We start from the raw sequence: 17,355 nt of genomic DNA, 5'->3' as shown, positions 1-17,355 counted from the left end.
CAGTGATGGCGGAGGACACTCCCGGGCAACCGCTCCCGGAGGCGGGCGCCGAAGGCGTCGCCGAGCAGGGCGTAGACCCGGGCGGGCGAACCGCGCGGCGGCGCGGCGGCATCGGCGCGCTGGACCGCTACTTCAAGATCACCGAGCGCGGTTCCACGCTGAACCGGGAACTGCGCGGCGGCCTGGTCACGTTCGTGACCATCGCCTACATCATCGTGCTCAACCCGCTGATCCTCGGCAGCTCGTCGCCCGACTCGCCCACCGCGAAGCGGGACGTGCTCGGCGACATCCTCACCGTGCCGCAGGTGGCCGCGAGCACCGCGCTGGTCGCTGGCGTGATGACGCTGCTGTTCGGCCTGATCGCGAACTACCCGTTCGCCATCGCCGCCGGGCTGGGCATCAACACCCTGCTGGCGGTGACCATCGCCGCGCAGGTGAGCTGGCCGGAGGCGATGGGCCTGGTGGTCGTCGACGGCATCATCATCCTGATCCTGGTCGCCACCGGGTTCCGCACCGCGGTGTTCAACGCGGTGCCGCCGCCGTTGAAGGCGGCGATCGCGGTCGGCATCGGCCTGTTCATCAGCTTCGTCGGGCTGGTCGACGCCGGGTTCGTGCGCCGCCTGCCGGACTCGGCGAACACGACCGTGCCGGTGGGGCTGGGCATCGACGGGTCGATCGCGTCCTGGCCGACCGCGGTGTTCGCGTTCGGCCTGCTGCTGACCGCGGTCCTGGTCGCGCGCAAGATCCGCGGCGGCATCCTGATCGCCATCGCGACCAACACGGTGGTCGCGATCGTCGTCGAGTCGCTGGTGCACTCGGGGTCTTCGGAGGACACCGGCAGCACTGGCTGGAACCTGGGCTATCCGGCGCTGCCCGATCAGATCGCCGGGCTGCCGGACCTGTCGCTGGTAGGGGAGATCTCGTTCGGCGCGTGGACGCGGCTGCCCGCGCTGGCCGCGGCGATGCTGGTGTTCACGCTGGTGCTGGCGAACTTCTTCGACGCGATGGGCACGATGACCGGGCTCGGCAAGGAGGCCGGGTTGGCCGATCGGGAAGGCAACCTGCCGGGCATCGGCAAGGCGCTGGCCGTCGAGGGCGTCGGGGCGGTCGCCGGGGGCGCGGGCTCGGCCAGCTCCAACACCGTGTTCGTCGAGTCGGCCTCGGGCATCGCCGAGGGCGCGCGCACCGGGCTGGCGAACGTGGTCACCGGCCTGCTGTTCCTGGCCGCGATGTTCTTCACGCCGCTCTACCAGGTCATCCCGGTGGAGGCGGCCGCGCCCGCGCTGGTCGTGGTGGGCGCGATGATGCTGGCGCAGATCCGGGACATCGACCTGTCCGACTTCACCATCGCGCTGCCCGCGTTCCTGACGATCGTGGTCATGCCGTTCACCTACTCCATCGCGAACGGCATCGGCGTCGGCTTCATCAGCTACGTGCTGCTGCAGTCGGCGACCGGGCGGGTGCGCGCGGTGCACCCGCTGATGTGGGTCGTGTCCGCGGCATTCGTGCTGTACTTCGTCGCCGATCCGGTGAGCGCGCTGTTCGGCGCGTGACCTCCGGGCCGCGTTCTGCCACCTTGGGTGCCTCGCTGCGGCAGCCGTGTTCTATGCTCCGCCGCACCCGCGCCGGAAGGCGGGGTTTGTCCGAATTGCCGCCAGATAGTTTGGTAGACTAACGACGTGTCCGAGATCGCCGAACGCGAGCGCACGCTGGCAGGCAGCCTGCGGATCGCCTCCGTTCGCCTCAACCGCAGGTTGCGGGCGCAGAGCACCGACTCCGTGGTGACGCTGACCCAGCTGTCCGCGCTGTCCACGCTGCACAAGACGGGTGCGATGACACCGGGCGAGCTGGCCGCCAAAGAAGGCGTGCAGCCGCCGTCGATGACGCGCGTGATCGCCGCGCTGGAAGACCTCGGCCTGGTGGTGCGCCGGGCGCACCCGACCGATGGGCGGCAGGCGATCGTCGAGCTGACCGAGGCCGGTCGGCACCGGATCGAAGAAGAGGTCTCCGCCCGCGAACGCTGGCTCGACCAGCAGCTAGCGGACCTCAGCGACGAAGATCGCGCAGCATTGGGCCGCGCGGCCGAAATAATGGAACGGATCGCCGAACGCTAGGAAGGGGCTGAGCACGTCGCCCGGGCCAGGGAGAGCTCCGAAGCCGCCGGGTCACGACCCGGACGACGTCGCAACCGGCTCCGAACCAGGAGCCTCCGGTACCCCACCGGGCCGCTCGCGCACCGATACCGGCGGTGGCATGTTCGCGTCGCTGCGCGAGCGGAACTACCGCCTCTACGCCTCCGGCCAGGTCGTGTCGCTGACCGGCACCTGGATGCAGCGGGCCGCGCAGGACTGGCTCGTGCTCGAACTCTCCGGCGGTAGCGCGGGATCGCTCGGCGTGGCCGTGGCGCTGCAGTTCCTGCCCACGCTGCTGCTGACGCTGTGGGCGGGCATGATCGCCGACCGCTTCGACAAGCGGTGGCTGCTGGTCGGCACGCAGGCCGCGCTCGGCGCGTGCGGGTTGTTGCTTGGGATGCTGGACGTGTCCGGGCTCGCGCAGCTCTGGCACGTTTACGCGCTGTGCTTCGTGCTGGGCTGCTTCGCCGCGATCGACGCGCCGGTGCGCCAATCGTTCGTCGTCGAGATGGTCGGCCCGGCGCAGCTGACCAACGCGGTCGCGTTGAACTCGATGACGTTCAACCTGGCCCGCATCGTCGGTCCGGCCATCGCCGGGCTGCTGATCACCGCGATCGGCACCGGCTGGGTCTTCCTGCTCAACGGGGGCAGTTCGGCGGCCGTGGTGGGCGGGCTGCTGCTGATGAGCTCGGCGCAGCTGTACCGCGGCAAGCCCGCGCCCAAAGAACGCGGCCAGCTGCGCGCCGGGCTGCAGTACGTGCGGCGGCGGCCGGACCTGGTCGTGGTGCTGGTGCTGGTGTTCTGCATCGGCACGTTCGGGATGAACTTCGAGAACCTGTTCGCGGTCATCGCGCGCAACGTGTTCGGCCGCGACGCCGACGGCTACGGCCTGCTGATCACGATGCTGGCGATCGGCACGCTGTCCGGGGCGACGCTCGCGGCGCGCCGCAGCGGACGCGGAGGCCCGCGGCTGCGGCTGATGCTGATCGGGGCTGCGGCGTTCGGCCTGCTGGAGGCGCTGGCCGCGGTGATGCCCACCTACTGGTCGTTCGGAGCCGCGCTGATCCCGGTCGGGATCGCGGTCATGACGTTCACGACCAGCGCGAACGCGACCGTGCAGTTGGCGGTGGAGCCGACCATGCGAGGCCGCGTGATGGGCCTGTACATGCTGCTGTTCCTGGGCGGGAAACCGTTGGGCGGGCTGGCTTCCGGCTGGCTGGCCGAAATCCTGGGCGCGCGGGCTCCGCTGTTGCTCGGCGGCGTGCTCGCGTTGCTCGCGGCGACGGCCGGTGCGCTGGTGCTCAGACGAGTTCGCGGCGCGGGGGTTGTGCAGCCTGGCAGGTTAGGCTAACCTAATACATGTCCGCTTCGTGGTGGGAGCGGCAGTCAGTTCGGGAACGGACGGCCCTCGTCTCCTCCGGGAGGCGGGGGCCGTTCCCGTATCGCGGGCCGTTTGAGCATCGCGTGGCTTGCTCGGCACCGCCCCCGGACAGCACTTCGGGGCCTCCCCGGAGGAAGGCCCCGAAGTGTCGGCAGCGTCGCTTGTCGGAGCATTCACTGCCGAGCCTGGAGCGCCTGAGCGGATCAGGCGGCCGGCCGGATCAAGCGGTGGGCAGCCGCAGCCCGTTGTAACCGGCACGGGCGTCGGCGAAGCGCTTGCCGACCTCGTCCCAGTTGACGACGTTCCACAGCTGCTTGACGTAGTCCGCCTTCACGTTCTTGTACTGCAGGTAGTAGGCGTGCTCCCAGATGTCGAACACCAGCAGCGGAGTGGTGGCGATCGACAGGTTGGAGTGGTGGTCCCGCAGCTGCTGGGTGATCAGCCGCTGGCCGACCGGGTCCCAGGCCAGCACGCCCCAGCCGTTGCCCTGGATGGTCGTGGACACGGCCTCCATCTGCGCCCGGAACTTGTCGAACGAGCCGAAGTCCTGGTCGATGGCCGCGGCCAGCTCGCCGGTGGGCTTGTCGCCGCCGTTCGGGGACAGGATCTTCCACCACACCAGGTGCAGCGAGTGCCCGGCCAGGTTGAACGCCAGGGTGGTCTCCAGGCCCACGATCGAGCCGAAGTCGCCCTTGTCGCGGGCCTCGGCGATCTTCTCGACCGTGTCGTTCGCGCCCTTGACGTAGGTCGCGTGGTGCTTGCTGTGGTGCAGCTCGTTGATCTCCCCCGAGATCGCGGGCTCCAGCGCCGCGTAGTCGTAGTCCAACTCGGGCAGCACGTACTGAGCCATGGAGCGTCTCCCTGTGCCGTATCGCTGTAAGCAGTCTCTAGCAATCGCAATCTAGTAGCAACAGCGAGACAAGTGCATTCCGGGCCGACTTGATCTGGATCACCAGGTGGTTGCGCTGGGGATCAGTCGACGGGCCAGGTGTGCACGGGTTCGGCGGAGTCGGTCAGCGCGACGTAGCGGCGCAGCATCTCGGCCAGCGCGGACTGCCGGTCGTGGCCCGCGCGCTGCAAACCGCCGACGACTTCCCGCTGCCACGACGAACCGGTCTGCCTGCGCAGGCAGCGGGCCTCGATGATGCCGAGGTGGTGCTCGCGCGCCGCGTCCGAAACCCCGCACGCGCGCAGGCCCTCGTGCGCCATCGGCAGCAGTTTCCGCAGCACCAGCTCTTCCGGCGCGATCCAGCCCAAGCCGGGCCAGTACAGGTGCCCGTCCATGCCGTGCCGGGCGCCGGTGTAGAAGTTCTCCTCGGCCGCCGCGAACGACATCTGCGTCCACACCGGGCGGTCGTGCTCGGTCAGCGCGCGCTGCGCGCCGTAGAAGAACGCCGCGTTGGCCAGCACGTCCACCACGCTCGGGCCGGAGGGCAGCACCCGGTTCTCCACCCGCAGGTGCGGCACTCCGTCCACGAGGTCGTAGACCGGGCGGTTCCACCGCCAGATGGTGCCGTTGTGCAGCCGCAGCTCGGCCAGCGTCGGCGCCCGCCCGGAGTGCAGCGCCGCCACCGGGTCCTCGTCCTCCGGTTCGGGCAGCAGCGCTGGGAAGTAGCGCACGTTCTCCTCGAACAGGTCGAAGATCGAGGTGATCCAGCGTTCCCCGAACCACACCCGGGGCCGCACGCCCTGGTTCTTCAACTCCTGCGGGCGGGTGTCGGTGGCCTGCTGGAACAGCGGCACCCTGGTCTCGTGCCAGAGCGCCTTGCCGAGCAGGAACGGTGAGTTCGCGCCGATCGCCAGCTGCACCCCGGCCAGGCACTGCGCGGCGTTCCAGTGCGCGGCGAAATCCTCCGGTGCGATCTGCAGGTGCAGCTGCACGGAGGTGCAACCGGACTCCGGCAAGATCGAATCGGCGTAGCACAGCAGCCGTTCCGGGCCGCCGTCGGACAGCGGCGCGCCCTCCATGTCCAGCCGCATCTCCTCGCCCTTGGCGGCGAAGATCTGGTCGTTGAGCTGCGAGTAGCGCGGCGCGCGGGACAGCCAGTTCGGATCGAAGTGGTTGCGCCGCAACGTCGGCAGCGTGCCGATCATGACCAGCTTCGCGTCCGCGTCCCGCGCTTTGCCGTCCGCGTCCAGCAGCGCCTCGCGCAGCTCCTGCTCCAGCTCCAGCGCGCCGTCCCCGGCCAGCGCGCGCGGCCGGACGTTCAGCTCGATGTTGTGCTGGCCGAGTTCGGTGGTGAACGCCGGGTCGCTGATCTTCTCCAGCACCACGGAGTTCGACATGGACGGTTCCATCCGCTCGTCGACCAGGCTCAGCTCCATCTCCAGCCCCATTTGCTGGTGCGGGAAGGAGAAGTTGCCGTCGGCGAGCATCCGGGCCAGCGCGTCCAGGCCCCGCTGCATCTTGTCCCGGTAGCGTTGCCGGTCGACGGGCTTGAACGCCCGGTTGGTCACGTGCTTACCCATGCCGTCTCCCCGCTCGGTCGGCCAGCACGCTGCTCGGCGGACAACCACGGTGGCACATCGGTACCCGGCGGACCAGCGTCCAAAACGGTGTTCGATCCGCGGCCCGGCGCACCCCGCGTGACCAGCGGGAAGACGGCGATGGGAAGAACGGTTCGGCGGTCAGCCGGATGCGGTGGTGAGCCGGTCCAGCTCGTCAGCGGTCAGCTCCAGCTCGGCCGCGCTCAGCAGTGCGCCGAGCTGGCCGGTGTTGCGGGCGCTGGCGATCGGCGCGGCCACGTTCGGCCGAGCGCGCAGCCACGCCAACGCCACCGCAGCCTCCGGAACGCCACGCAGCGTCGCCACTTCCTCCAGCGCGGTGAGCACCTTGACGCCGCGCTCGTCCAGGTAGTCGCGGGCACCTTCGGCGCGCGGGCTGTCCGAACTCGTGTCGCCCGGCCGGTACTTGCCGGTCAGGAAGCCCTTGGCCAGCGCGAAGTAGGGCAGCACCGGCAGCTTCTCGCGCTCGGCCAGCGGTGCGAGGTCGTCCTCGTACCCGGCGCGCTCGACGAGGTTGTAGTGCGGCTGCAGCGCTTGGTAGCGGGCGAGCCCGTGCTGGTCCGAGATGGCCAGCGCGCTCTCGAGCCGCTGCGCGCTGAAGTTCGACGCCGCCAGGTGCCGCACCTTGCCGCTGCGCACCAGCTCGTCGAACGCGGCCATCGTTTCCTCCTGCGGCACGGACTCGTCGTCCCGGTGCGCGTAGTAGAGGTCGAGGTGGTCGACGCCCAGGCGGCGCAGCGAATCCTCCGCGGCCGCGCGGATGTTCTGCGCCGAGAGGCCGGGGCGGTCCGGCAGCATCCCGACCTTGGTCGCGATGACCACCTGGTCGCGGGTGCCGCGGCTGCGCAGCCACTCGCCGATCAGCGCCTCGGACTCACCGCCGGAGTTGCCTGGCGCGTTGGCCATGTACAGATCCGCGGTGTCCAGGAAGTTGCCGCCCGCGGCCAGGTAGGCGTCGAGCACCGCGAAGGTGTCGTCGCGGTCGGCGGTCCAGCCGAACACGTTCGTGCCGAGGCAGATCGGGAAGACGTCGAGGTCGGTAGCTCCGAGCTTGGCCATGGTTGCCTTTCTGGGTGATGGTTGCGCAGACACCTGATCATCGGCGCCGGATGATCACTGCTCGACTGCGGGATCGCGCTCGGAGTCCGCGGCGGCCGCGCGATCGTTGCGCGCCGACCCGGCGACCACCTCCGTACCCGTGGCCCCGTGCCTGCCGAGCGTCACGAACACCACCAGCGCGGCGAGCACCACGCAGCACATCACTGTCGCCATCGGCAGCGCCGTCCCGGTTCCGCCGAGGCCGACCAGCGGCGCGGCCAGCGCGCCCACGATGAACTGGCTGACGCCCAGCAGCGCGGAGGCGCTGCCGGAGACGTCGCGGTTGTCGGCCAGCGCGAGCATCGTCGTGTTCGGCATCACGAAGCCCAGCGACGCCACCATCACGAACAGCGCCGCGAGCAGGAACGGCAGCGGCAGGTTCAGCAGCGCAACGCCCAGCAGCACCACGCCCGCGACCGCGGCCGCGGACAACGCCACCAGCAGCAGCTGCACCTCGTTCGCCACCCGGCCGACCAGCCGCGCGTTGATCTGACCGGCGAGCACGATCCCGACCGCGTTCGCGCCGAAGGCCAAGCTGAACATCTGCGGCGACATGCCGTAGACGCCCTGCAGCACGAACGACGAACCGGAGATGTAGGCGAACATCGCCGACATGCCCAATCCGGCGGTCAGCGCGTTGCCCAGGAACGAACGCCGGGCCAGCAGGGTGCCGAAGGTGCGGAAGGTCGAACCGAGGTGCGCGGGCTGGCGCCACTCCTGGCGCTTCGTTTCCGGCAGCAGGAACGTGGACACCAGCAGCAGGAGGGTGCCGAACCCGGTCAGCACCACGAAAACGCCGCGCCAGGTGGTGTGCGTGAGGATCTGCCCGCCGATGACCGGCGCCAAGATCGGTGCCAGTCCGGTGACCAGCATCAGCGAGGAGAAGAACCGCGCGGCTTCGCGCCCCGAGTACAGGTCGCGGACCGTCGCGCGGGCGATGACCACGCCCGCCGCGGCGCCCAAGCCCTGCAACCCGCGCAGCGCGGCCAGCGCGTACACCGAGCCGGACAGCGCGCACAGCACGGACGCCGTGATGTAGACGGCCAGCCCGATCAGCAGCGGGCGCCTGCGGCCGACCGAGTCGCTGATCGGCCCGGCGACGAGCTGGCCGAGCGCGAGCCCGAGCAGCACTGCGGTCAGCGTGAGCTGCGACTGCGCAGCGGACGCCCCGAGCTCGTTGCTCAGCGCGGGCAGCGCGGGCAGGTACATGTCGATCGACAGCGGCCCGAACGCCGTCAGCCCGCCCAGGATGAGCGCGAAGCGGACCTTGCTCGGGGCCTTCCGGCGCGGCCGGTCGGCGGTGCGGTTGGTTTCGGGGTCGTCGTGGCTGGCTTGCTGGGCCGGGGACATGCGACTCCTCTGGCTCGGCCGGACCTTCGAGTTGCTAATTGCCCGCTACAACCAACAAGATCGTCGGCCGGGTTATGCCCGCCCTGCGTTCGATTTCTGCTGTGAACTGAGTCATCGGCCCCTCGGCCGAGCCGATCACGAGGCCGTGCGGGCGACGACCCGCCCAATGACAAAATGACCGGGTGGCGCGCGTGTTCGAGGTGACCGAGGTCGACGACCCACGGGTCGACGACTTCCGGGACCTGTCCACCGCCGACCGCCGCCCGGACCGCCCGGGCGGGCGCGGCCTGGTGATCGCTGAAGGCGTGGTGGTCGTCGAGCGGCTACTCGCCTCGCCGTACCCGGTGCGCGCGCTGCTCGGCGTGCGGCGGCGCATCGACGCGCTCGCCGACCAGCTCGCGGGGATCGACGTGCCCGCCTACGTCGCGGACGCCGACGTGATGGCGCGCGTGGTCGGATTCCACCTCAATCGCGGAGTGCTCGCCGTCGCCGACCGCGCGGAGCCGGTCGACCCGGACGCGCTGATCGCCCGCGCACGACGGCTCGCGGTGCTCGAAGGCGTCGGTGACCACGAGAACCTGGGTGCGCTGTTCCGCAACGCCGCCGCGCTCGGCGTCGACGGGGTGTTGCTCGGGGCCGGATGCTCCGACCCCCTCTACCGGCGCAGCATCCGCGTCTCGATGGGGCACGTGCTGCGTGTGCCGTTCGCCCCGTTGGACCCCTGGCCCGCCGGGTTGGAACGGCTGGCCAACGGCCACCGGGTCGCCGCGCTGACTCCGCGCGCGGACGCGATGCCGCTGAGCAGGGCCGGGCTCGACAGCGGACCGGTGGCGATCGTGCTCGGCTCGGAAGGCCCCGGCCTGACCGAGGAGGCCATCACCGCAGCGGACGTCGCGGTGCGCATCCCGATGCACCAGGACGTCGATTCCCTCAACGTCGCGACCGCCGGGGCGATCGCGTTCCACGCGATGAGCGGTGCGGCCGGATGAGCGGCGCGACGATGCAGCGTTCCAGGTGGGAACTGCGCGTGCGGCAGGGACGTGCTGTGCTGATCGGGCGCGGAGACGGCGGAGATCGCTCCACCCGAGGCGTGCGCGAGTACGACCCGGCGAAGCTTCCGCTGCCGCCCGCGCTGGCCGCGGCCATGCACGAGTGGGCGCAAGTGGTGCACGGCGTCGCCGCTGATCAGCAGGTCGCAGGCGAAACCTCGGCGACGCTGATGTCCCGCCGCGGGCGCCAGCTCGCCGCCCGGCTGGCGGCCGAGACCGGCGCCGAAGTCTGCTACTGGGATCCGGCTCGCGGCCGGGTCAGCAGGATCGGCCGGGTGAGCCGTGCGCCCGGCGCCCAGGAACCCACGCCGTGGGGCACCGGGCTCACCGTCACCGCCTTCGTCGCAGCACTCGTCGTGGTCGCGCTGGTGGTGGTCAGCCTGGGGCTGGCCGAGGTGAGCGTGCTGCTGGCGGTGATCGTCAACCTGGTCGTGGCCGGCGGGTTCGCGCCGTCGATCTGGCTGGGCAGGCGGGTGCCGGTGTGGCGGTGGGTGGCGTTCGGCACCGCGATCGGCGTCGTGCTCGCGTGGATCGGCTTGGCGCTGTCCGCGCTCGGTTGAGTCCGGATCGCGCGGCGAAGACAGCCGCGTCGACGCCCGGCTGAAGCGCCGCTCGTCCCTATCACCGCACGGCAGACCGCGAACGCGGAGTCCGGCCGGCCCGTCGGCACGCGCGAAGCGGTTCAGCGATGGGAACGGACCCCGAGCAGCACGTCCTCCCAGGACGGAACGATCGGGTGGTTCTTGCGCCGCCGCGCAGGCTCGGCGTTGCGGGCCGCCTCGTCCTCGATCGCTTCCACGTCGTCCTCGTCGGCCTGCTCGACCAGCCCGGCGGGCGGCTCTTCTTCCTGCTCGGACGTGGCCTGCGGCTGCGGTCCGGTGTCCAGGTCCAGCGCCGGAACCGTCGGAGTCGGCTCGGCGACCGCGGTCGGCTCTGCGACCGGAGCGGGCGTGCTGACCGGCTCCTCCGGCTCCTCCGCGAGTTCTTCCGCGCCTTCCTGCTGCTCCAGCTCCAGCGCCTCGCGGGCCAGCGCGGTCACCGGGCGCACCGTGCGCAACGGCCGGTTCGGCGACGGATCCAGCAGGTCGGTGGCGTGGTCGTCGATCGCGGCGACGGTGCCGCCGTGCGCACCGGGGTGGAAGACCCAGTGCGCCCGGTTCTCCGAACGACCCGCCTGCCACTGCAGCCGCACGACCCATTTGCCGTCGTCCCCGCGCCAGGCGTCCCAGTCGGCGTCGCTGAAGTCGTGCCCGCGCATCCCGAAGGTGTGCGCGACGACCTCGCCGAGGGTCTGGACGTCCGGGCCGTCCTCGCGCACCGGGTGCGCGCGCTGCGAACGCTCCGCGATCTGGGCGCGTTCCAGCAGCACCGGATAGGCGTAGCGCTCGACCCGCTGCTCCGGCACGCCGGAAGAAGCCGCGACGTCCTCGACGGAGGCGCCCGCCCGGATGCGGGCCTGGATCTCGCGGGGGCGCAGTTGCGCCTCCATCTCGATCTGCACCTGGCCCAACCGGGTCAGATCACCGCGCGCGGCCGCGCGCAGTCGCTCGTCGGCGGGCACCGAAAAACGGTCGCCGTTCTCCGGGTCCTCGCAGATGACGGTCTCACCGTCCTCGTCAAGCCCGACCACCCGCAGCGCGCGCATACGCCAGCCTCCCCGGTCACTGTCGTCACCAAGCTGTGACCGTAACCCGGCGTGCCCGCTTGACGGAGGGGGCGCGCCGGGTTCGGTGTCGCTTCGTGACCATCCTCTCCGTCCCCGATCTTGCCTGAATGGCGGTCGACTTGCGAACTCGTGGCCGAGCCCGGCCGCCGTGTTGATCACTGCAAGTGATCGATCTCAGTTCGGGAACACGGACGTGTCGGCCGCTATGGTGCGCCGACGACCTCGGGAGACCGGCTGCGCCGCGCTCAGGAGAGCTGCGAAACCACCCAGTCGATGGACCTCGTCAGCGCGGTCACGTCGTCCGGCTCGATCGCCGGGAAGGTGCCGATCCGGAGCTGGTTGCGCCCCAGCTTGCGGTACGGCTCGGTGTCCAGGATCCCGTTCGCCCGCAGCGCCTTGGCGATCGCGGCCGCGTCGATCGACTCGTCGAAGTCGATGGTGCCGACCACCTGCGAACGCTTCGCCGGGTCCTGCACGAACGGCGTCGCGTGCTTCGACGCCTCCGCCCACTGGTACAGCCGCTGCGAGGACTCGCGGGTGCGCGCGACGCACCAGTCCAGCCCGCCGTTGGAGTTCATCCAGTCGATCTGGTCGGCCAGCAGGAACAGCGTGGCGACCGCCGGGGTGTTGTAGGTCTGGTCCTTGCGGGAGTTGTCCAGCGCCGTGGTCAGCGACAGGAACTCCGGCACCCAGCGGTCCGAGGAACCGATCTCGCCGATCCGCTCCAGCGCGGCCGGGCTCATCGCGGCCAGCCACAGCCCGCCGTCCGAGGCGAACGACTTCTGCGGGGCGAAGTAGTAGACGTCCACGTCGGCCGGGTCGACCGGAAGGCCGCCCGCGCCCGAGGTCGCGTCCACCGCGATCAGCGCGTTTTCCGAACCGGCGGGACGGGTCGGCGGCAGCATCACGCCGGTGGAGGTCTCGTTGTGCGCCCAGGCGATCAGGTCCACGCTCGGGTCGGACACCGGTGCGGGGGCGTCGCCGGGCTCGGCGGAGACGACCACCGGGTCGCCGAGGAACGGCGCGTCCTTGGTGGCCTTGGCGAACTTCTGCGAGAACTCGCCGTAGGTCAGGTGCAGCGCGCGCTCCCGCACCAGCCCGAACGCCGCGGCGTCCCAGAACGCGGTGGTGCCGCCGACGCCGAGCACGATCTCGTAGCCCGCGGGCAGCGAGAACAGCTGGGACAGGCCCTCGCGAACCCTTCCGACCAGCGACTTCACCGGCTTCTGCCGGTGCGAGGTGCCCATCACCCAGGCGCCTTCGTCGGCGAGCCGGGCGAGCTGCTCGGTGCGCACCTTGGACGGGCCGCAGCCGAAGCGGCCGTCGGAGGGCGTGAGCTCGCTGGGCAGTTTCAGGGTCGTCGGGTCGGTCTCGGCCTGCGTCATTCCGGCGCCTCCGGTGGTCGTTCGGGTCGGCTTGGCTCGCGGTTACCCCGATGTCGGGGTGCGGCGCGTCCGGGTGCGGCGGATCGGGGTTCGGGTGGAACCCGGATCGCCCGGGATGACCGGCGGCGTTGCCGGTTCCTGTGGCGGCGCGTTGCGGCGGCGTGTCCGGAAGGTGAACGCCGGCCGCGGCGCCCGAGCCGGTGGGCAACTTACTGCCCGGGGCGCGCTTTGGCCAGCATGCGGAGTGCGCGAGGAGCCTGTTCGGATGCTGTGACCAGGGGTTTCAGCGGTAGGTTCGCGGTCCGGAGGGCTGGCGCGCAGGAGCTCAGGACGGTGTTGCGAGCGGTTCGCCCGCGCCTTGGCCGGGTTCGGCCGGGAGGCTGCTGATCCACCCGATCAAGCTATGGCGAACGGATGTTCGGGTCCGGATACTCGAAAACATGAGCGAACACGCGGTCTTCCGGCGAGCAGCCCACTGGCGATCGATCCACTGCCGATCCGTCAAGCGATCAAGCGAGCAAACCCGCCAACGGGCCCGGCGCCCAGCGATCCTGGCCGCGGCGGCCCTGACTGCAGCGGTCCTGACTGCAGCAACGCTGGCTGCTGCAGCGGCGCCGCGTCCTCCGAGTCCGCGTCGTGGGAGAAGGAGCTGCCACGGGAGCGGTGGCGGGCCGCCGGCCGGCCCGCCACTCCCGGTCTCATGCCACCGCGACCGGCAACGGCGAGACGGAGTCCCAGCCGTCGACCTGCTGCGGCGAGCGGGCCTCCGGGCCGACGTAGTGCGCCGACGGCCGCACGAGCCGCCCGGTGCGCTTCTGCTCCAGCACGTGCGCGGACCAGCCCGCGGTGCGGGCGCAGGTGAACATCGCGGGCATCATCTCGGTCGGAACCTGCGCGAAGTCCAGGATCACCGCGGCCCAGAACTCCACGTTCGTCTCGATCGGGCGGTCCGGGCGGCGCTCCCGCAGCACCTCGAGAGCGGCGCGCTCCAGTTCGGCGGCCGCTTCGAAGCGGGGCGCGCCGAGCTGCTCGCAGGTGTTGCGCAGTACCCGGGCTCGCGGGTCCTGCGCGCGGTAGACGCGGTGACCGAATCCCATCAGCCGGTCGCCGCGGTCCAGGATGGACTCGACGACCTTGCGCGCATCGCCGGTGCGCTCGGCTTCAGCCAGCATCGGCAGCACTCGCGCGGGAGCGCCGCCGTGCAGCGGACCGGACATCGCACCGACCGCGCCGGAGATCGTGGCCGCGACGTCGGCGCCGGTGGAGGCGATGACGCGGGCGGTGAACGTGGAGGCGTTCATGCCGTGCTCGGCGGCGGAGACCCAGTAGGCGTCGAGCGCCTGCACGTGCGCCGGGTCCGGCTCGCCGCGCCAGCGGGTCAGGAACCGCTCGGTCACCGTGGCGCACTCGTCGACGCGGTTCTCCGGTACCCGCGGCAGGTCCTCGCCGCGGGCGGACTGCGCCACGTAGGAGAGCCCGAGGGTGGTGGTCCGGGCGAGCTGGTCGCGGGCCTGCTCGTCGGTGATGTCCAGCAGCGGCTCGAACCCGTAGGCGGGTGCCAGCATCGCGATCGCCGCTTGCGCATCCACCCGCACGTTGCCGGTGCGCACCGGCAGCAGTGCCGGGCCGGTGGCGGGCAGGCCGCCGCCGAACCGGCCGTCGACCAGCAGCTGCCACACGTCGCCGAAGGACACCCGACCGGCCAGGTCCTCGACGTCCACGCCTCGGTAGCGCAGCGCACCGCCGTCCTTGTCCGGTTCGGCGATCTCGGTCTGGAATGCGACCACGCCTTCCAGGCCGGGGCGGAAGTCGGTGGGTTCGTTGCTCATGGTGGCCTCGTCTCCTCGTCGAGTCGTTCCGGGCGGCCGCGCGCGGGACGCGCGGCGGGACGTGGCGGGGTGCATGAGCACGAGGACTTCAGCGGTCGCGGTCGCAGCCTGTGCTGTGCCGGTAACAGTGCACCCGCCGGAGGCGGCGAGGCAATCGCCGCGAAGTCGCCGACGACCCCGGAATGGCGAAGATCACACGGCTTGCGGTGCCCGGTGGATATGACATTTCGAAGAATGGCCCGCAATGCCGGATCAATTCCTGTTTCGCACTGCCACTACGCAGCGGTGGCGGCGTCGCAGCGGCATTGTGCGCCCCGGTCGGCAGAACGCCCGGTCCGCGGCCCTCCGCGATGTGGCCGGTGATCGCTGCAGGGCCCGGCGGGTGATCACTGCACGACCAGGTCGGTGACCGGCGAACCCGGTGTTGACCAGGGCGCACGACTCTGCCGTCCGGGTGTGCGTGCGGTCACTGCATCGTTTGCGGAATCGATCGTGACCTTCGGCTCGGTTCGGCCTAGGTTCGGAGTCCGTTTACCGTCATAGCGGGTGCCGTGGCGCACCGCGACCGTCTCCGGGGACGGCGCGGCTCGTAACCTCCGGCGCTGCCGGTCGTCGGGCGCACACCAGTCGGGTCAGGGAGGAAGTTCGGATGTCGGAAAGCACCACGAGCACCGCCAACGGCACGTTGTCCGCCATGCGGGTGTCCTACGAGGCCGGCTCCCTGCAGGAGCACCTGCTCGCGCCCACCTGGCACGAGCAGCTGCGGGTGTGGTTCGACGAGGCGGTGCAGGAGCAGGTACCGGAACCGAACGCGATGGTGCTCGCGACCGCGGATGCCGACGGGTTCCCGTCCTCCCGGACCGTGCTGTGCAAGGGCTTCGACGAGCGCGGCCTGGTGTTCTTCACGAACTACACCTCCTCGAAGAGCCACGACCTGTTCGCCACCCGCGTCGCCGCCGCCACCTTCCCCTGGCTGACCTTGCAGCGGCAGGTGAACGTGCGCGGCGAGGTGGAGAAGGTCCGGCCGGAGGAGACCGCCGAGTACTGGGCGGTCCGGCCCCGCGGGTCGCAGCTCGGTGCCTGGGCCTCGCCGCAGTCCCGGGTGGTCAACGGACGCGACTCGCTGCAGTCGGCGCTCAACGGCATGGAACGGCGCTTCGCCGAGGCCGAGAAGGTGCCGGTGCCGCCGCACTGGGGCGGCTGGCGGATCCGGCCGGAGGCGGTCGAGTTCTGGCAGGGCCGTCCGGACCGGCTGCACGACCGGCTCCGCTTCCGGCGCGACGACGACAACTGGAGCGTGGAGCGGTTGGCTCCGTGATTCTGCGCCCTCGGGCAGCGCTGCGGACCGCTGACGGCGGGCGGCTCTGAAAGACCGGTCCGCAGTGCCGAGACCCAGCAGCACTGAAGACCTGCAGCACTGGAGGAGGCGGCGCTAAAACCAGCAGCGCTGACGCCTCGCAGCACTGACCCCGCGGGGTGCAAGATCGTCGGGATCACGTGTCCCATCGGTCGTTTTTGCCTTGCTGGGGCGGATTTCGACGCGATGCGGCCGGTCGGGTGCATCACAAATCGCGGTGTCCGCGATGCGTGCGATGGCTAGGCTGGCCGCTCGTGACTCAGCGCAGCGGTGGCACGGCGCAAACATCCGGAGGGTCCCGGCGGACGTTGCGGGGACTGCTCGGCAAGATCGTGCTGGACACCCGGCCGCTGCGGTATCCCGCCTACCGGCGGTTGTGGATCTCCAGCATCGTGACCTCGGTGGGCGCCCAGTTCAGCGCGGTCGCGGTGCCCAAGCAGCTCTACGACCTCACCGGGAACTCGGCCTACGTCGGATTGGCCGGGGTGTTCGGTCTCGTCCCGCTGCTGGTGTTCGGGCTCTGGGGCGGCGCGGTCGCCGACACCGTGGACCGGCGCAAGCTGTTGCTGTTGACCAACTCCGGGTTGGCTTTCACCTCGATCCTGCTGTGGCTGGTGGCCGCCTCCGGGGTGGGTTCGGTGTGGCTGGTGCTGGTGCTGTTCGCCGCGCAACAGACGTGCTTCGCGGTGAACATGCCGACCCGCAGCGCCGCCATCGCCCGGTTGATCCCGGCGCCGCTGCTGCCGTCGGCGCAGGCGCTGGGCTCGACGATCTTCCAGCTCGGTTCGATCGTGGGTCCGTTGCTGGCGGGGGCGTTGTTGCCGTTGCTGGGCTTGTCGGTGCTCTACCTCGTGGACGCGTTGGCGCTGACCGTGGCGGTATGGGCGGTGTTCCAGCTGCCCGCGCTGCCGCCGCTGGACGGGGCGCCGACCTCGGCCGGGCTGCGGTCGGTGCTCGACGGGTTCCGCTACCTGGGCGGGCACGCGGTGCTGCTGGCGTCGTTCCTGATGGACATCATCGCGATGGTCTTCGGGATGCCGCGGGCGCTGTACCCGGAGCTGGCCGAGCGAGTGTTCGGCGACCCGCCCGGCGGCGGTGCGGCGCTGGGTGCGTTGTACGCGGCGATCCCGCTGGGCGCGTTCGCGGCCGGCGTGCTGTCCGGTTGGCTGCACCGGATCCAGCGGCACGGGGTCGGAGTGACGACCGCCGTGGTCGCCTGGGGTGTGGCGATCGTGGGCTTCGGGCTCGCGGACTCGCTGTGGCTGGCCGCGTTGTTCCTGGCCGTCGGCGGCGCGGCCGACCTGGTGAGCATGGTCTACCGCAGCGCGATGTTGCAGGCCGCGGCCACCGACGAGATGCGCGGACGCATCCAAGGCGTGTTCACCGTGGTGGTGGCGGGCGGTCCACGGCTGGCCGACGTGCTGCACGGCGCCGGCGGCTCGGCCGCGGGTGCGCAGGCCGCGAGCGCGGTGGGCGGCGTACTCGTCGTGGTGTTCGCGGTGCTGGCGGCGGTGTGCCTGCCCGCGTTCTGGCGCTACCGCGCGCCGACCGAATAACCACCGGAACGGAGCAGTACCTGCCTCCAGCGGTGACGGAACGGACT

Annotated in this window: 14 protein-coding genes; 7 read left to right on the top strand and 7 right to left on the bottom strand. The window is 71.0% G+C overall.

The features are described 5' to 3' along the window. Positions 1-5 precede the first annotated feature (5 nt). The 3 genes from V1457_RS05270 (at position 6) to V1457_RS05260 (ending at position 3,483) form a co-directional block, all read left to right on the top strand. On the top strand, positions 6-1,553 hold the full coding sequence (locus V1457_RS05270; protein ID WP_338600936.1) for an NCS2 family permease: 1,548 nt from the start codon (positions 6-8) through the stop codon (positions 1,551-1,553). Positions 1,554-1,679: 126 nt separating this feature from the next. Beyond that, a complete protein-coding gene (locus V1457_RS05265; protein WP_200068400.1) occupies positions 1,680-2,114 on the top strand; it encodes a MarR family winged helix-turn-helix transcriptional regulator in 435 nt (144 codons plus the stop codon). Between the two features lie 139 nt (positions 2,115-2,253). Continuing rightward, a complete protein-coding gene (locus V1457_RS05260) occupies positions 2,254-3,483 on the top strand; it encodes an MFS transporter (protein WP_200068401.1) in 1,230 nt (409 codons plus the stop codon). Positions 3,484-3,733: 250 nt separating this feature from the next. Here the strand turns inward: V1457_RS05260 and V1457_RS05255 are convergent, their stop codons facing one another. The 4 genes from V1457_RS05255 to V1457_RS05240 form a co-directional block, all read right to left on the bottom strand. After that, complete coding sequence (locus V1457_RS05255; RefSeq protein ID WP_200068402.1) at positions 3,734-4,363, bottom strand: superoxide dismutase; 630 nt, start codon at positions 4,361-4,363, stop codon at positions 3,734-3,736. Positions 4,364-4,485: 122 nt separating this feature from the next. Next, complete coding sequence (locus V1457_RS05250) at positions 4,486-5,982, bottom strand: glutamate-cysteine ligase family protein (RefSeq protein WP_338600930.1); 1,497 nt, start codon at positions 5,980-5,982, stop codon at positions 4,486-4,488. Positions 5,983-6,141: 159 nt separating this feature from the next. Next, the gene (locus V1457_RS05245) at positions 6,142-7,077 is read right to left on the bottom strand and encodes an aldo/keto reductase (RefSeq protein ID WP_338600927.1); all 936 of its coding nucleotides are present in this window, start codon (positions 7,075-7,077) and stop codon (positions 6,142-6,144) included. Between the two features lie 54 nt (positions 7,078-7,131). Further along, positions 7,132-8,466, bottom strand: a complete 1,335-nt coding sequence (locus tag V1457_RS05240) for a multidrug effflux MFS transporter (RefSeq protein WP_338600924.1) — start codon at positions 8,464-8,466, stop codon at positions 7,132-7,134. Positions 8,467-8,648: 182 nt separating this feature from the next. On the opposite strand from V1457_RS05240, the gene V1457_RS05235 reads away from it, so the two are divergent. Then, positions 8,649-9,455 carry an RNA methyltransferase gene (locus tag V1457_RS05235; RefSeq protein WP_338600921.1) on the top strand — a complete coding sequence of 269 codons (807 nt, stop codon included), beginning with the start codon at positions 8,649-8,651 and terminating at the stop codon, positions 9,453-9,455. Next, positions 9,452-10,075 carry a DUF2537 domain-containing protein gene (locus tag V1457_RS05230; protein WP_338600919.1) on the top strand — a complete coding sequence of 208 codons (624 nt, stop codon included), beginning with the start codon at positions 9,452-9,454 and terminating at the stop codon, positions 10,073-10,075. Before V1457_RS05235 ends, V1457_RS05230 begins: the two co-directional genes overlap by 4 nt. Positions 10,076-10,197: 122 nt before the next feature. Here the strand turns inward: V1457_RS05230 and sepH are convergent, their stop codons facing one another. The 3 genes from sepH to V1457_RS05215 form a co-directional block, all read right to left on the bottom strand. Further along, positions 10,198-11,160 (bottom strand): septation protein SepH, encoded by a 963-nt coding sequence (gene sepH / locus V1457_RS05225; RefSeq protein WP_338600917.1) that lies wholly within the window; start codon positions 11,158-11,160, stop codon positions 10,198-10,200. Between the two features lie 266 nt (positions 11,161-11,426). Continuing rightward, a complete protein-coding gene (serC, locus tag V1457_RS05220) occupies positions 11,427-12,566 on the bottom strand; it encodes a phosphoserine transaminase (protein WP_338600915.1) in 1,140 nt (379 codons plus the stop codon). Positions 12,567-13,264: 698 nt separating this feature from the next. Beyond that, complete coding sequence (locus V1457_RS05215; RefSeq protein ID WP_200068409.1) at positions 13,265-14,395, bottom strand: citrate synthase 2; 1,131 nt, start codon at positions 14,393-14,395, stop codon at positions 13,265-13,267. Positions 14,396-15,044: 649 nt separating this feature from the next. Between V1457_RS05215 and pdxH the strand changes: the two genes are divergently transcribed. Both pdxH and V1457_RS05205 read left to right on the top strand, forming a co-directional pair. Then, positions 15,045-15,713 carry a pyridoxamine 5'-phosphate oxidase gene (gene pdxH, locus V1457_RS05210; RefSeq protein WP_200068410.1) on the top strand — a complete coding sequence of 223 codons (669 nt, stop codon included), beginning with the start codon at positions 15,045-15,047 and terminating at the stop codon, positions 15,711-15,713. A gap of 293 nt (positions 15,714-16,006) precedes the next feature. After that, positions 16,007-17,308: an MFS transporter gene (locus V1457_RS05205; RefSeq protein WP_338600912.1), complete on the top strand. Its 1,302-nt coding sequence runs from the start codon at positions 16,007-16,009 to the stop codon at positions 17,306-17,308. The last annotated feature ends 47 nt before the right edge of the window (positions 17,309-17,355 follow it).

Origin of the sequence: Saccharopolyspora sp. SCSIO 74807, assembly GCF_037023755.1 — a bacterium.
Classification (GTDB): domain Bacteria; phylum Actinomycetota; class Actinomycetes; order Mycobacteriales; family Pseudonocardiaceae; genus Saccharopolyspora_C; species Saccharopolyspora_C galaxeae.
This window is presented reverse-complemented; position numbering and strand designations above follow the sequence as displayed.

Coding starts and splice junctions, on each gene's coding strand:
- V1457_RS05230 (WP_338600919.1), top strand. CDS start 9,452: ATGAGCGGCGCGACGATGCAGCGTTCCAGGTGGGAACTGCGCGTGCGG.
- V1457_RS05215 (WP_200068409.1), bottom strand. CDS start 14,395: ATGAGCAACGAACCCACCGACTTCCGCCCCGGCCTGGAAGGCGTGGTC.
- V1457_RS05260 (WP_200068401.1), top strand. CDS start 2,254: ATGTTCGCGTCGCTGCGCGAGCGGAACTACCGCCTCTACGCCTCCGGC.
- pdxH (WP_200068410.1), top strand. CDS start 15,045: ATGTCGGAAAGCACCACGAGCACCGCCAACGGCACGTTGTCCGCCATG.
- V1457_RS05250 (WP_338600930.1), bottom strand. CDS start 5,982: ATGGGTAAGCACGTGACCAACCGGGCGTTCAAGCCCGTCGACCGGCAA.
- V1457_RS05255 (WP_200068402.1), bottom strand. CDS start 4,363: ATGGCTCAGTACGTGCTGCCCGAGTTGGACTACGACTACGCGGCGCTG.
- sepH (WP_338600917.1), bottom strand. CDS start 11,160: ATGCGCGCGCTGCGGGTGGTCGGGCTTGACGAGGACGGTGAGACCGTC.
- V1457_RS05240 (WP_338600924.1), bottom strand. CDS start 8,466: ATGTCCCCGGCCCAGCAAGCCAGCCACGACGACCCCGAAACCAACCGC.
- V1457_RS05245 (WP_338600927.1), bottom strand. CDS start 7,077: ATGGCCAAGCTCGGAGCTACCGACCTCGACGTCTTCCCGATCTGCCTC.
- serC (WP_338600915.1), bottom strand. CDS start 12,566: ATGACGCAGGCCGAGACCGACCCGACGACCCTGAAACTGCCCAGCGAG.
- V1457_RS05270 (WP_338600936.1), top strand. CDS start 6: ATGGCGGAGGACACTCCCGGGCAACCGCTCCCGGAGGCGGGCGCCGAA.